The following is a 14,257-nucleotide window of genomic DNA, read 5'->3' on the forward strand; positions in this document are numbered from 1 at the left end:
TGCTTGGAGTCCGGGGGTGCGATCAGGTGGTGCGCACGCCGCCGGACGAGCTCGAGCCGCCTCCCGACCCGCCTTGGCCACCCGAGCTGCCGGAGTCGCCTCCGGCGCCGCCCTGCCCGAGGCCGTCGTGGTCGGGGTCGAAGCCCTGGCCGTCTCGCCCCAGCTGCTGGAGCTGCTGGAGCAGCTGCTGCGGGGTGAGCTGGCCCAGCTGGTTGGGGTCGAGACCGCCCAGGCCCGACCCCGAGTCGCCGCCGCCCTGCAGGTTCGGCAGCTGCTGCGGCAGCGTGCCCTGCTGGTTCTGCTGACCCTGCTGGTTCTGCTGACCGAGGCCGCCCGGGAAGCCGTTCGGGTTCTGCTGGCCGCCCTGGAAGCGGAAGCCGTGGTGCCCGCCGAGACCGCCGAAGCCACCCCGACCCCCGAAGCCGCCGTCGTCGCCGACTGCGCCCTGCCGCATGGCAGCCGCGGCCCCGACCGCCCCCACGGTCGCCAGCGCCAGGGCGGTGGCGGCGACCAAGGCGGTCCTGCGCCCACTCCAGCGTCGGCCGTGTCCCCCGGCCGCGCTGGGAGCGGGGGTGGACGCGGAGGCCGGCGCGGCGGCATACGCGTACGGCGCCGCCGGCGGTGCCACGGGCGGCTCGTCGGTGTGGGAGGCCCAGGCGGAGGGCAGCAGCTGGGTGTCGCCCGTGCGTGCGCCGCTTGGCGCGGCGGGGTCGAACTGCGGGAGCCCGGACCTCGGCCGCTGGGTCGGGCCCAGGGGCTCCTGGGGCAGGGACTCGTTGCTCATGCAGTCACGCTCGGACCCGTGCCTGTGCACGCGCTGTGGCACAGCCGTCGGCGTGCTGGGACTGTGGCGATGACTACACAGGATTCGCACAGGAAGCCACTGGCGGCGGCACAGGGCGTCGGGTTTCACTGGGACCATGAGCGAGAAGACCAAGCCGGCAACAGCGCGACTGCAGCGACTCGACGGCTCCCCGGTGCGGGTGCTCGTGGTCGACGACGAGGCCAACCTCACCGAGCTGCTCGGGATGGCCCTGCGCTACGAGGGCTGGGAGGTCCGGTCTGCCGGCACCGGGATGGAGGCCGTCCGGGTCGCTCGCGAGTTCGACCCCGACGCGGTCGTCCTCGACATGATGCTCCCCGACTTCGACGGGCTCGAAGTGCTGCGGCGGATGCGCGCCGACAACAGCAACGTGCCGGTCCTCTTCCTCACCGCCAAGGACGCCGTCGAGGACCGCGTCTCGGGGCTGACGGCCGGCGGCGACGACTACGTCACCAAGCCCTTCTCGCTCGAGGAGGTCGTGGCCCGCGTCCGCGCCCTGATGCGCCGCACCACTGTCGCGGTCTCGTCCTCTGACTCGATGCTCGTCGTCGGCGACCTGACGCTCGACGAGGACAGCCACGAGGTGATGCGCGGCGGCGAGGAGATCCGCCTGACCGCGACGGAGTTCGAGCTGCTCCGCTACCTGATGCGCAACCCGAAGCGGGTGCTGTCCAAGGCGCAGATCCTCGACCGCGTCTGGAACTACGACTTCGGCGGCCAGGCCAACGTCGTCGAGCTCTACATCTCCTACCTGCGCAAGAAGATCGACGCCGGCCGCGAGCCGATGATCCACACCATGCGAGGGGCGGGGTATGTCCTCAAGCCGGCCGTCTGACGCTTCCGTCGACCGTCCGGACCCTGCCGACCTGCCCGAGGACGACGGCTCCAGCGCCGCCAACCTCTTCCGCGACGGGGTCGGGTTGAGTGACGACCCTGACGTCCTCGACGAGCCGGCGCCGTATGCCGTGTCGCCGGCCAGCGGGTCATCCGCACCGGGCGCGTCCCCCGGGACCGCAAGGCATTCGCTGCGCGAGCGGTGGACGGCTGCGCGGGAGCGGGTGAGGCCCTGGTCGGCGTGGCCGCTGCGCGCCAAGCTCGTCGCCTCGATGCTCGCCCTCTTCACCGTGCTGAGCCTGGCCACCGGCGTGTCGACCATCGTGGCCCTCGACCGCTACCTCGTCGGTCAGGTCGATGACCAGCTGCGGCAGACCCTCTCGCCGCCGCGACCCGACGGCGACGGGCGGTTCCGCCCGCCCAGCTCCGACGACCACGGACGCGGCCCGGGCAGCGAGGGGCTGATCGCCGTCATCGACCCGGTCGCCCAGGGCGTGGCGACGACCTCGGGCAACCAGACGGCCGCCCTGAGCACGACCCAGCTCGCCCAGCTGCAGGGCGCCGGCATCGGCTCGGACCCCACGACGATCGACCTCGGCGGCAACGTCGGCGAGTACCGCGTCATGGCGGCCCGCGCCCCGGTGCAGGTCAACGGCATACCGACCATCGGCACCGTCGTCGTGGGCCTGCCCACCGGACCGCTGAACCACACGATCTCGCGCATGATCCTCGTCGCCATCTCGGCGGTGGTCGCCGGCATCGTGCTCGTGGCGGTCCTCGGCACGTGGCTGGTGCGCCGCAACCTCGAGCCGCTGCGTCGCCTGGCGACCACGGCCACCAAGGTCTCGCAGACACCGCTCGCCTCTGGCTCGGTGGCCATCGCCGAGCGGGTCGACCCCGCCGACACCGACCGGCGCACCGAGGTGGGCCAGGTCGGCGCCGCCTTCAACGAGATGCTCGACCACGTCGACGAGGCACTCAACGCCCGGCACCAGAGCGAGCAGCGGGTGCGCCAGTTCGTCGCCGACGCCTCCCACGAGCTGCGCACGCCCCTCGCGTCGATCAAGGGGTATGCCGAGCTGTCCCGTCGCGAGCCGAACGCCGTGCCGGCGACGGTGACCCATGCGATGGGCCGCATCGAGTCCGAGGCCGACCGGATGGGCTCGCTCGTCGAGGACCTGCTCCTGCTCGCCCGCCTGGACGCCGGCCGCCCCCTCGAGGAGGCTCCGGTCGACATGTCGATGCTCGTCATCAACGCCGTCAGCGATGCCCACGCAGCCTCGCCGGGCCACCACTGGGACCTCGACCTGCCGCCCGAGCCGGTGGAGGTGAAGGGGGACGGCCCGCGCCTGCACCAAGTGGTCACCAACTTGCTGGCCAACGCGCGCACGCACACCCCCGACGGCACCCGGGTCACGACCTCCGTGCGGCCGGAGGGTGACTGGGTACGCGTAGCCGTCCACGACGACGGCCCCGGCGTCCCGGAGTCGCTGCAGCCGAACGTCTTCGAGCGGTTCGCGCGCGGCGACGACGCCCGCAACCGGGCCAAGGGCAGCACCGGTCTGGGCCTGTCGATCGTCGCGGCCGTCAGCAAGGCGCATGGGGGCCGGGTCGAGCTCGACAGCCGGCCGGGCGACACCACCTTCTCGCTGTTGCTGCCTGCCGCCTCCTGACGCGCGTAGTGCTCATTCCCGGACCAAAGTCATGTCATAGGGAGGGCACAGAGGCGCGCTCGACCGTTGGGACATGGACACGATGACCCTCACCTCCCCGGGCGCGGCGGCCGACCCCCGCTCCTCGACCCAGCAGCCGCCCCGCGCCCGCGCGGGTCGTCGGACGTTCGTCCGGCGCCTGTGGCGCGGGCCCACGGCGGACCCGTCGTGGGCGCGCCCGGCGCTCCTCGGCCTGCTGCTCGCCACCCTGGCCCTCTACACGTGGAACCTCACGGCGAGCGGCTACGCCAACTCCTTCTACTCCGCAGCGGCCCAGGCCGGCAGCCAGAGCTGGAAGGCGTTCTTCTTCGGCAGCTCCGACGCCGCCAACTCGATCACCGTCGACAAGCCGCCGGCCTCCCTCTGGGTGATGGCCCTGTCGGTGCGGCTCCTCGGCCTCAGCTCCTTCGCCATCCTGCTCCCGCAGGCCCTGATGGGGGTCGCGACGGTCGGTGTCGTCTACACGAGCGTCAAGCGCCACTTCGGCGCCGCGGCCGGCCTCATCGCCGGCGCGGTCCTCGCGCTGACCCCGGTGGCGGCGCTGATGTTCACCTTCAACAACCCGGACGCGCTGCTGACGCTGCTCATGGCGCTCGGCGCGTGGGCCACGATGAAGGCGATCGAGCAGGCCTCGCCGAAGTGGATGGTGATCGTCGGAGTCTTCATCGGGCTCGGCTTCCTCACCAAGACCCTGCAGGTGCTGCTCGTCGTGCCGTTCTTCGGGCTCGCCTATCTCGTCGCGGCGCCCACCACGCTGCGCAAGCGGATCGTCCACTCCCTGCTGGCGGTCGGCGCCATGGTGCTCTCAGCGGGCTGGTGGGTCGCGATCGTCGAGCTCATCCCGGCCTCGGCCCGCCCCTACATCGGCGGCAGCCAGACCAACTCCTTCCTCGAGCTGACCTTCGGCTACAACGGCTTCGGCCGCCTCAGCGGCGACGAGACCGGCTCGGTCGGAGGCGCGGGCGGCCCGGGTGGGGCCGGTGGCGCGGGCGGCCAGTGGGGCTCGACCGGGCTCTTCCGGATGTTCTCCTCAACCGTCGGCGGCCAGGTGTCGTGGCTGATCCCGAGCGCCCTGATCCTGCTCGCCGCCGGCCTGTGGCTGCGCGGTCGCCGCCCCCGCACCGACCTGCGCCGTGCGGCCTACCTCGTCTGGGGCGGCTGGCTCGTCGTCACGATGCTCGTCTTCTCCTTCATGGCCGGCATCTTCCACGAGTACTACACCGTGGCCCTCGCGCCTGCGATCGGCGCCCTCGTCGGCATGGGTGCGGTCGAGGCGTGGGAGCGCCGCTCGAGCGCCGTCGCGACGGTCGCGCTGGCGGCCGCGACTGCAGCGGCCGCCGTCTGGGCCTTCGTCCTCCTCTCGCGCACCACGGCCTACGGCGACTGGCTGCGCATCTCGGTGCTCGCCGTCGGGGTGGCCGCGGCGCTGCCGCTGCTCCTCGTCCGGTGGCTGCACCTGCGGGCCGTGCCGGTCGTGCTCGCCGGCGCGCTCGTCGCGGGGCTCGCAGGACCTGCCGCGTATGCCGTGTCGACCACCGCCCAGGGCCACAGCGGGTCGATCGTGACGGCCGGCCCCGCCGGCTCCAGCCGCGGGCCCGGTGGTGGGCCAGGTGGCGGCTTCCGCGGTGGCGCGCCCTTCGGTGGCCAGGGGCCGCAGGGGCAGACCGGTCAGCAGGGCGCGCCCCAGGGTGGCTTCCCGGGTGGGTTCCAGGGCGGCGCGCCGGGCGGCTTCCGGGGTGGCCGGCAAGGAGGCGGCGTGGGCGGCCTGCTCGACGCGTCGACCCCGAGCACCGCCGTCGTGGCAGCCCTGTCGACCGACGCGCAGAAGTACACGTGGGTCGCCGCAGCGGTCGGCTCCCAGACCGCGGCCGGGCTGCAGCTCGGCACACAGCTCCCGGTGATGGCCGTCGGTGGGTTCAACGGCTCCGACCCGAGCCCCACGCTCGACCAGTTCAAGCAGTACGTCGCGAACGGCCAGATCCACTACTTCGCCGCGGGCGGCAGGGGATTCGGCAACCAGAACGGCGGCAGCAGCTCCTCGTCCGAGATCAGCTCGTGGGTGCAGGCGAACTTCACCCCGGTGACGATCGGCGGGTCCACCTTCTACGACCTGACCCAACCCCTCCAGTGACGACCGTGCCCAGCAGCACTCCGGCACCCACCGTGGGCCGACTCTCCCAGCAGCTCGTCCGCTTCGCCGGCGTCGGAGTGCTCTCCACCGCCCTGCACCTCGGCCTCTTCGCGGCCGTGGTGCGGGGCGGTGCCCCCTCGCAGCTCGCCAACGGGGTCGCGCTCGTCATCGCGACCGTCGTCAACACGGCCCTCAACCGGGCGTGGACCTTCGGTGTGACGGGGCGCCGCCGGCTCGTGGCACACCACGGCCAGGCGCTCGTCGTCTTCGCGATCACGTATGCCGCCACGACCGTCGCGCTCGCCGTCCTCGGGGCGCTCGTGCCCGGTGCCGGCACCCTGGCGCAGACGTGCGTCGTCGCCGTGGCCAACGTGCTGTCGACCGCACTGCGCTTCGTCGCGATGCGCCGCTGGATCTTCCGGACCCCGGCCTCTGGCGGGCCGACCGCAGCGGCGCCCGGCGGACCCACGGACCGCCACGAGCCGGCATACGCGATCGAGGGCGTGCTCGAGAGCCCGGAGGGCGACGGCTGACGGCGGTCCGACGGTTCGCGCGAGCGTTCAGTCGCTGTCGAGGGGAGCGGCGCAGGCCTCCCACCAGGGGTCCTGGTGGGAGGCGACGACCTCGTCGACGTCGTTGCCGCTCAGCTCGATCCGCGCGCCGACGCGCGGGCAGACCAGGCGGACGCCGCGGGCTGCCGCCGCGCGTCGCGCCCAGCGGATCGGCTCGCTCCACCAGTGCGTGGCGAGGTTGAAGGTAGCCCAGTGGATCGGCAGCAGCACGGAGTCGGTGCCGCCCCGGTTGACCTCGAGGTGGGCGTCGATCGCCTGCTGCGGGTCGAGGTGGATGTCGGGCCAGTGCACGCTGTAGGCGCCGATCGGGATGATCGTGAGGTCGAAGGGCCCGAGGTCGGTGCCGATGGCGGTGTAGCGGTGGGTCGGACCGGAGTCACCGCCGAAGAAGACGGAGTGGCGCGGCCCGTGGAAGGTCCAGGCGGCCCAGAGCGACTGGTTGCGCACGAAGCCACGGCCCGAGAAGTGCCGGGCCTCGGTGCAGGTCAGGCGGATGCCGGAGATCTCGGTCTCCTCGCGCCAGTCCAGGCTGGTGATGCGCCCGGCCGGCACGCCCCAGGCGCGCAGGTGCTCGTCGACGCCGAGCGGCACGACGTAGTGCGGCCGGTGGGTCCGCTCGAGCTGCCGGATCGAGGGCTCGTCGAGGTGGTCGTAGTGGTCGTGGCTGATCACGACGGCGTCGAGCCGCGGGATCTCGGCGATGCGGCCGGGGACCGGGTGCAGGCGCTTGGGGCCGGCGATCGCCGACGGCGAGGCGCGGTTGCCGAAGACGGGGTCGAGCAGGAACCGGCGCCCGTCGATCTCGAGCACGCTCGTGGCGTGGCCGTACCACGTCACGGCGAGGTCGGCCGGCTCGTGCGGGTGCCGGGGCGTCACGACCGGGACGGTGCCGCGCGGCCGGCCTCGGCCGAACTCGCGCAGCATCGTCATCGCCATGCTGCCGGGCGGTCCCTCGGCCTCCGACGTCCCCACGACGTGGGTCGGCTCGTGCGAGCGGAACTCGCCGTCGCGGTAGTTGGGCGAGGCGGTCACGCGCGAGCGCACGGCCGAGGGGGTGGCGCCCATCCGGCGCAGGATCGGGAGCTGCACGGGCTTCTCCTGGTTCGGTCGGTGGCGGCGGGGTCGCGATGCCGCCACGGGTGGCGGCGGCCGCGGGCCCCTGTCATCTTCGCTCAGTCGCGGTCCTCGGCGGCTGCGCACTCCTCCCACCACGGCTCGGCGTGCGCTGCCGCGACGGCCTGCGCGTCGCCGCCGCCGAGGTCCACGCGCTGCCCGACGCGAGGGAACGCCACGGGGACCCGCGCCTCGGCAGCGGCACGGCGCACCCGGCGTACGGGCTCGGCCCACCAGTGCATCGACAGGTTGAAGGTGGCCCAGTGGACGGGCACGAGGAGCGACTCGCCCGCGGCGGTCGGGGTCGTACGTGTCGTCTCGGTGCGCTCGCCCTCCTCGTAGGTGCCGCCGGGGGTATCGATGCGCTGGTCACCCTCGAGGAAGTCGTCGGCGACGCCGGCCTCGTCCTCGGTGAGGGCGTACATCTCGTCGCCGATCCGGTTGACGTCCCGGTGGGCCGCGACGGCCTGCTCGGGGTCCATGTGGATGTCGGGCCAGAAGGGGTCGTAGGCGCCGACCGGCATCAGCGTCAGGTCGAAGGGGCCGAGGTCGGCGCCGATGGCGGCGAACCGCTTCGACGTGCCGGAGTCGCCGGGGAAGTAGGCGCTGTGGCGCGGGCCGCGCAGCGCCCACCCCGCCCAGAGCGTCTGGCTGTCGACGAGCCCGCGCCCGGAGTTGTGCCGGGCCTCGGTGCAGGTGATGCGGATACCGGCCACCTCGGTCTCGCCGCGCCAGTCGAGCGCGGTGATGCGCTCGGCCGGGACGCCCCAGGCGAGCAGGTGGGCGTTGACGCCGAGCGGCACGACGTAGTGCGGCCGGTGGGTCTCCTCGAGCCGGACGATCGAGGGCTGGTCCAGGTGGTCGTAGTGGTCGTGGCTGATGAGCACGGCGTCGATGGTGGGGATGTCGGCGATCGCGCCCGGGACGGGATGCATGCGCCGGGGGCCGACGTGGCGGATCGGCGAGACGCGCTCGCTGAAGACGGGGTCGAAGAGGAAACGCGCCCCGTCGATCTCGACGACGCTGGTCGCGTGGCCGTACCAGGTGACGGCGAGCTCACCGGGTCGCTCCGGTGGCTCGGCAGGCACGACCGGCACCGTGCCCACGGGCGCACCCCGCTCGCCGACGCGTACCGCGGCGACGAGAGCGCTCGTCTGGGCCCGGAGGCGTGGGCGCAGGGAGGGCTCCTCGCCCTCGAAGCGGCGGTTGGTGAAGTTGGGGGAGTCCTTGACGAACGGCAGGATCGCGGCCGGCGAGGCACCCATCCGGTTCATGACGCGGATGAACTGCCGTGAGCGGCTGCGGGAGGAGACCTTCTCGATGACGGACGAGAGGGTCCGCACGCTCGGTCGGTCTGAGGTTCCGAGGCTGCGCATCGGGGACCTTTCGGTTTGAGGGGTGAGCCGAACGTACCCGCTCGCGCGCCGGCAGGGGAGCCGTCACTTTGATGGCGCAATGGTGTTGACGTGACATCACTATGGTGTCACGATGATGCGCATGGACATCACCGAGTACGTCGACGCACTGCGTCGAGACCTCGCCCAGGCGGCCAGGGCGATGGGACCGGAGACCGAGCAGGCCGCAGAGCGCATCGGCTTCGCGCTCGACTCGTCGGCCCGCCTGGCCCTGATGGACGCGCTATCGCACGCTGCTGCGGAGATCACCAACGAGCTGGACGGTGCCTCCGTCGAGGTGCGGCTCCAGGGCCGCGAGCCCGTCTTCGTCGTCGTCGGGGCCGGCCCCGCCGCCCTCGTCGACGACACCCAGGCAGTCCGCACCGATGACACCACCGTGATGTCAGCCGACGAGGAAGGCGCCGAGACCTCACGGATCACGCTCCGCCTGCCCGAGGCGCTCAAGACGCGGGCCGAGGAGCTGGCCGCCGGGCGCGGACAGTCGCTCAACACGTGGATCGTCGGCGCGGTGCGTGCCGCCACGCAGTCCCTCCCGGGTGTCCCACCGATGCCCGGCTTCCCGCCCATGCCGCCCGGTCCCGGCTTCGGCCCGGGGGCGCCGGGGCGCAACCGCTCCTCGAACAAGCGCGTGCAGGGCTGGGTCCGCTGACCCGGCCGACAGACCTCAGGCCACCACCCACCGAAGGGGACATCCCATGAGCACCAACCTCGAATCACGGTTCGACACCACCGGACCCGTCAACCTCAAGGTCGAGGTCATCGTCGGCGACGTGACGCTCACCGCCGGCGACTCGACCACCACCACCATCCGGCTCCAGCCGCACGGCAAGAACGGCGCCGAGCTGGCCGAGAAGTTCACCGTCGAGGCCCACGGCAACGACGTCGTGGTCCTCGCACCCAAGATCCGCGACAGCTTCTTCGGCCTCGGCACCAAGGGCTCGGTCGACGTCGAGGTCGAGCTGCCCTCCGGCAGCGCCGTCGACGTGCGGACCGGCGCCGGCGACGTCACGGCCTCGGGCCTGCTGGGCGACGTGCGCACCACGACCGGCTCCGGCGACCTCACCTTCCACGAGGTCGGCACGGCACAGCTGAAGTCGGGCTCGGGTGACATCACCCTGCAGTCGGCTCGGGGAGAGGCCTCCCTCAAGACCGGCTCCGGCGACGTCTCCGTCGGCGCGGCAGGCGGGCGCCTCGACCTCGTGTCCGGCAGCGGCGACATCTCGCTGCGCCGCTCCGATGCGGCCGTCAAGGCCAAGACCGGCTCGGGCGACCTCTTCATCGGTGCCTCGACCGGCGACCTCGAGCTCGTGACCGGCACGGGCGACGTGGAGCTCAAGGCCGTGCACGGCGGACAGGTGCGCACCAAGACCGGCACGGGCGACGTGACGATCGCGGTGGCGGCCGGCGTCGCGGCCTACCTCGACCTCAACACCGTGACTGGCGACGTCGACATCGACCTCGAGCAGACCGCGGGCCCGGGGGACGCCGAGGCCCAGGCCATGCTGTCGGTCCACTCCGGCAGCGGCGACATCCGGGTCAAGCGGGCGCAGGTGAGCCTCGCATGAGCACCGGCACCGTCACCACCGGCGTCAGCCTCACGCCGCAGGAGGCGCTCGCCCGCGACCTGATCGTGCAGCGTGTCGCCGCCCGCCACCACGCCCCGCGGCCGCGAGGCCGCTCGCGCCGACACCTGCGCGCAGCGCTGCTGCTGCGCCGGCTCGCCGAACGGCTCGACCCGCCGACCGAGCGCAGCGCGGAGCTGTCCGTGGCACAGGCGCGGATCGCCTCGGTGCACGCCCTGCCGGCTCCCCGCACCGGTGGTCCGCGGCCCTGGTCGGCCGCGCCCCGCCGAGCCCCGCACCGGCACAGCTGAGCCCGGACGCCGCCTCCGCGTCGTCCGTCCTCGCTGGAGCCCGCCGACACCGTCGGCGGGCTCCGTCGGTGCACCGCGGTCGTACGCCGATAGCCCCGTGCGACCATCGGGGGATGTACGTGCCCGGCTTCAACGCCATGGTCGACGCCGACGTCGTCGCCTTCCTCGGACGTCGCGCGGCCGGTCACCTGGTCACGGTCGGGCCGGACGGCATACCCGATGCGACGCTCCTGCCGGTCCTGGTCGACGGCGGCCACGACGGCAGGCCGGTCCGCCTGCTCGGGCATCTCGCCCGAGCCAACCCGCACTGGACCCGCATCCCTGCCGGCGCCCCAGGGCTCGTCGTCGTCACCGGCGCGGACGCGTACGTCTCGCCGTCGTGGTATGCCAGCAAGGCCACGCACGGTCGCGTGGTGCCGACGTGGAACTACTCCGAGGTGCAGCTGCGCGGCGCGGTCACCGTGCACGACGACCCGGACTGGGTCCTCGACGTCGTCACCCGCCTCACCGAGCGACACGAGGCGACCCGCGAGAGCCCGTGGGGCGTCGGCGACGCACCGGAGGCGTACGTCCGCGGGCAGCTGAGGGGCATCGTCGGCATCGAGCTGCTCGTCGACTCGGTCGAGGGCAAGGCGAAGCTCAGCCAGAACCGCTCGGAGGCCGACCGCGCCGGCGTCGTCGCCGGCCTTCGGGGCGAGGCCGACGCCGCCTCGCACCAGGTCGCGGGCGACATGGTGCATTCGTCCTCACCGGCACCCCATCCCTGAGCCACAGAGCCGGCACAGCCGCCGACGCGACGGTGAGGACATGAAGACGACACCTCGCCCCGAGCCCACCGGTCCTGCTTCTCCCACCCGCCGCTCGGCGCTGCGACGTGGCCTCGGGGCCGCGGGCGCGGCCGTCGCCGTCGCGTTCGTCGGGACGGCGGCGCTCGGTGCCGGGCAGGCGCACGCCGCCGGCGTCGCCGGAGGACTGACGCCCCTGCCCGCCTCCGCACCGTCGGCGCCGCATCCGCATCGGCACCACGCGACCCATCCGGCGAACCTGCCTGCGGCGACCTCGACGGCCTACCGCTACTCGTTCCGCGACGGGCAGCTCATCCGGCTCTGAGGCAGGCTGTCGGGGCGCGCTTCAGCGCGACTGCCCCAGCCAGGCGTGCACGAGCGGCACGACCGACGCGCCCTCGCCGCTGGCGGCCGCGACGCGCTTCATCGACCCGGCGCGGATGTCGCCCACGGCGAAGATGCCGGGGACGGTCGTCTCGAGGCTCTCGGGCGGCAGCTGGTCGCGCCACCGCTCCGGCGGCACGTCCCGTCCGGTGACGACGAAGCCGCGGGGGTCGCGAGCCACCTCGTCGGGCAGCCAGTCGCAGTGCGGCTCGGCGCCGATGAGCACGAACAGCCCGCGACACTCACGGCGCTCCTCGCTGCCGGTCGTCGTGTCACGCACGACGACCCACCCGAGCCGGCCTTCCTCGTCGGGACCGCCCTCGACGACCTCTCCGCAGCCCTGGACCGTGATGCGCGGGTTGTGCTCGATCTCCGCGACGAGGTAGCGCGACATCGTCTCGGCGAGCGTCGCCCGTCGCACGAGGATCGTCACCGTCCGGGCGAAGCGGGCGAGGTGGATCGCGGCCTGCCCGGCGGAGTTGCCGCCACCGACCACCATGACGTCCGAGCCCTCGAGCTCCCGGGCCGCGGTCATCGCGCTGCCGTAGTGCACCCCGAGGCCGACGAGGGCCTCGATCCCAGGGGCGCCGAGGCGGCGGTACTTCACCCCGGCGGCCACCACGACCGCACGGGCGCGCACCTCGCCGCCGTCGGTGCGCAGCACCAGCGGCCCCGGCGGGCCGTCCTCGCCCGCCTCCCGATCCAGGGAGGTGACCGGCCAGCCGGTGAAGAACTTCGTGCCGAAGCGGACCGCCTGGTTGCGCGCCCGCTGGGCCAGACGCATACCGGAGATCCCGCGGGGGAAGCCGAGGTAGTTGCGGATCATCGACGACGTCCCGGCCTGCCCGCCGATGGCCTCGGCCTCGAGCACGACGGTCGACAGGCCCTCGGAGGAGGCGTAGACCGCGGCCGCCAGACCGGCCGGGCCGGCGCCCACGATGGCCACGTCGACCACCTGGTCGACGACGACGTCGGCCGGGCGGCCGTAGATGCGGGTGGCGACGTCGCGGACGCTCTGCGCCGGGGCGACGCGTTCGCCGAGGTCCATGACGAGCGGGTAGGCGGGCTCGCCGGCGTCCGCGTCACCGCGGTCGGCGACGTAGCGCTCGAGGACGTGCCGGCCCTTCTCGCTCTCGGGGGCGTAGACGCGGTTGGGCATGCCCATCCGGTCGAGGTAGTCGCGGATGCCGAGGGTCAGGGCGTCCTCGACGGGGGAGACGATGGCGACCGCCACGACCTCCGGCTCCGCGACGGTCGAGCCCCAGTCGGAGAGCAGCTCGCAGATCGCCGTGTGGAACTCCTCGTCGCGCGGGCCGCGCGGTGCGAGGAGGTACGCGTCGTACTTGCCCTTGGCCATCCCGCCCCGTAGCCGGTCGGCGTCCTCGCGGAACGCCGACACGTGCGCCGCGATGACCCGCCTCGCCGTCGGCACGCTCGCGCGCCACCAGTGGAAGGCCTCGAGCACCTCGGCGTCGGGCAGCCGCGACTCGGTGACGAACATCGCCACCTGCCCGCCCTCCGCGACGAGGCCCTTGGCGGCCTGCTTCGCCTCGCGGGCCGACGTCGCCGTGACGAGCTCGTAGTCGCGGACGTAGCGGGAGAACTCGTCGAGCAGCTGCTCGCAGCGGGTCTCGGAGACGAGGATGATCGCCGGCTTCACCCAGACGATCCTAGGAGCGCGAGCCCTCCTGGCGTATGCCGTCTCGCGAGTTCGCGGCCTCGGGCCGTTCGCGCAGGGTGAGCCACAGGCGGTGGGCGGTGATGACCGCCAGTGCCCAGGCGAGGCCGATGAGCCAGCCGGCGATGACGTCGGTGAGCCAGTGGTGTCCGAGGAAGACGCGCGACAGGCCCATCGCCAGCACGAAGAGCGTGCCGAGCGTGACAGCGAGCGTGCGCTGCCAGGCGGCCGTCGTCTCGATGAGGACGAGGTAGACGATGATCGTCGTCAGCACCGTCGCATTGAGCGTGTGACCGCTCGGGAAGGACGGGGACGACTCGAGCGGCGGCACGGCCAGCGAGGCCGGCGGCCGCGCCCGGTCGACGAAGTTCTTGCCGACGATCGTCATGGTGAGCGACCCGGCCGCGGCGATGAGGGTGAGCACGAGGGGGGTCCAGCGGCGCCGCCGCCAGGTGATGATCGCGACCGTGACGAGCGCGAGGATCGGCATGCCGACCGGGCCACCGACGTCGGTGAAGGCGGTGACCGCCGAGTCGAGACCGGGGGACCGGAGGCTGATTGCCGTGTCGAGGGCGGGGTGGTCGACCACGGTGATCCCGTCGCGTCCGACCACGGCCTCGTAGACCGTCTCGACGCCCTCGACCAGCCCGACCATGACGCCCAGGGCGATCGCTGCGAAGACGAGGAAGGCGACGTGTGCCGACGACCACGACGCCACCTTCCGCGCTGCCGGGCGCGAGCTGTCGGCCACCCGGGCGAAGAGGGCGACGAGCCACTGCCCGAAGCGGGTGTGCCAGTGCGTGAGGTCGCGGGCGCCGATGGTGTCGTCGGGCGTCCGCGAGCGGGTGAGGGGCATGACCCATCCTTACCCCCGGGGCAGCGCAGCAGGACGGGGAGCCGCGCCGCGAGCCGGATAACGCGTTGAGCAACCGGCCGG

Annotated in this window: 14 protein-coding genes; 9 read left to right on the forward strand and 5 right to left on the reverse strand. The window is 73.2% G+C overall.

Annotated features, from left to right (window positions below):
* Nucleotides 1–22 precede the first annotated feature (22 nt).
* Nucleotides 23–784 (reverse strand): hypothetical protein, encoded by a 762-nt coding sequence (locus AB0316_RS03770; protein ID WP_366270583.1) that lies wholly within the window; start codon nt 782–784, stop codon nt 23–25.
* A gap of 136 nt (nt 785–920) precedes the next feature.
* Between AB0316_RS03770 and AB0316_RS03775 the strand changes: the two genes are divergently transcribed.
* The 4 genes from AB0316_RS03775 to AB0316_RS03790 all read left to right on the forward strand — a co-directional run bounded on the left by AB0316_RS03775 (nt 921) and on the right by AB0316_RS03790 (nt 6,033).
* Nucleotides 921–1,658, forward strand: a complete 738-nt coding sequence (locus tag AB0316_RS03775; RefSeq protein ID WP_366270584.1) for a response regulator transcription factor — start codon at nt 921–923, stop codon at nt 1,656–1,658.
* Nucleotides 1,636–3,330: a HAMP domain-containing sensor histidine kinase gene (locus tag AB0316_RS03780; protein ID WP_366270585.1), complete on the forward strand. Its 1,695-nt coding sequence runs from the start codon at nt 1,636–1,638 to the stop codon at nt 3,328–3,330. The genes AB0316_RS03775 and AB0316_RS03780 overlap by 23 nt, the downstream gene beginning before the upstream one ends.
* A 73-nt stretch (nt 3,331–3,403) precedes the next feature.
* On the forward strand, nt 3,404–5,500 hold the full coding sequence (locus AB0316_RS03785) for a glycosyltransferase family 39 protein (protein ID WP_366270586.1): 2,097 nt from the start codon (nt 3,404–3,406) through the stop codon (nt 5,498–5,500).
* 5 nt (nt 5,501–5,505) lie between these two features.
* Nucleotides 5,506–6,033: a GtrA family protein gene (locus AB0316_RS03790; RefSeq protein WP_366270588.1), complete on the forward strand. Its 528-nt coding sequence runs from the start codon at nt 5,506–5,508 to the stop codon at nt 6,031–6,033.
* A 27-nt stretch (nt 6,034–6,060) separates the two neighbouring features.
* Here AB0316_RS03790 and AB0316_RS03795 read toward each other — a convergent pair whose 3' ends face one another.
* Together AB0316_RS03795 and AB0316_RS03800 are read right to left on the reverse strand one after the other, a co-directional pair.
* Complete coding sequence (locus AB0316_RS03795) at nt 6,061–7,161, reverse strand: MBL fold metallo-hydrolase (RefSeq protein ID WP_366270589.1); 1,101 nt, start codon at nt 7,159–7,161, stop codon at nt 6,061–6,063.
* 83 nt (nt 7,162–7,244) lie between these two features.
* Nucleotides 7,245–8,528 (reverse strand): MBL fold metallo-hydrolase, encoded by a 1,284-nt coding sequence (locus AB0316_RS03800; RefSeq protein ID WP_366270591.1) that lies wholly within the window; start codon nt 8,526–8,528, stop codon nt 7,245–7,247.
* 154 nt (nt 8,529–8,682) lie between these two features.
* On the opposite strand from AB0316_RS03800, the gene AB0316_RS03805 reads away from it, so the two are divergent.
* From AB0316_RS03805 to AB0316_RS03825, 5 genes are all read left to right on the forward strand, one after another.
* Nucleotides 8,683–9,249, forward strand: coding sequence for a toxin-antitoxin system HicB family antitoxin (locus AB0316_RS03805; RefSeq protein WP_366270593.1), 567 nt, complete (start codon nt 8,683–8,685; stop codon nt 9,247–9,249).
* Nucleotides 9,250–9,295: 46 nt separating this feature from the next.
* Nucleotides 9,296–10,165 (forward strand): DUF4097 family beta strand repeat-containing protein, encoded by an 870-nt coding sequence (locus AB0316_RS03810; protein ID WP_366270594.1) that lies wholly within the window; start codon nt 9,296–9,298, stop codon nt 10,163–10,165.
* Nucleotides 10,162–10,473 (forward strand): hypothetical protein, encoded by a 312-nt coding sequence (locus AB0316_RS03815; protein ID WP_366270596.1) that lies wholly within the window; start codon nt 10,162–10,164, stop codon nt 10,471–10,473. The genes AB0316_RS03810 and AB0316_RS03815 overlap by 4 nt, the downstream gene beginning before the upstream one ends.
* A 113-nt stretch (nt 10,474–10,586) precedes the next feature.
* The gene (locus AB0316_RS03820; protein WP_366270597.1) at nt 10,587–11,240 is read left to right on the forward strand and encodes an FMN-binding negative transcriptional regulator; all 654 of its coding nucleotides are present in this window, start codon (nt 10,587–10,589) and stop codon (nt 11,238–11,240) included.
* Nucleotides 11,241–11,280: 40 nt separating this feature from the next.
* Nucleotides 11,281–11,583, forward strand: a complete 303-nt coding sequence (locus tag AB0316_RS03825; RefSeq protein ID WP_366270599.1) for a hypothetical protein — start codon at nt 11,281–11,283, stop codon at nt 11,581–11,583.
* Between the two features lie 21 nt (nt 11,584–11,604).
* Here the strand turns inward: AB0316_RS03825 and AB0316_RS03830 are convergent, their stop codons facing one another.
* Nucleotides 11,605–13,302, reverse strand: a complete 1,698-nt coding sequence (locus AB0316_RS03830) for an FAD-dependent oxidoreductase (protein ID WP_366270601.1) — start codon at nt 13,300–13,302, stop codon at nt 11,605–11,607.
* A gap of 10 nt (nt 13,303–13,312) precedes the next feature.
* Nucleotides 13,313–14,176 (reverse strand): phosphatase PAP2 family protein, encoded by an 864-nt coding sequence (locus tag AB0316_RS03835; protein ID WP_366270602.1) that lies wholly within the window; start codon nt 14,174–14,176, stop codon nt 13,313–13,315.
* Nucleotides 14,177–14,257 lie beyond the last annotated feature (81 nt).

Source organism: Terrabacter sp. NPDC080008, from assembly GCF_040702505.1.
Classification (GTDB): Bacteria; Actinomycetota; Actinomycetes; order Actinomycetales; family Dermatophilaceae; genus Terrabacter.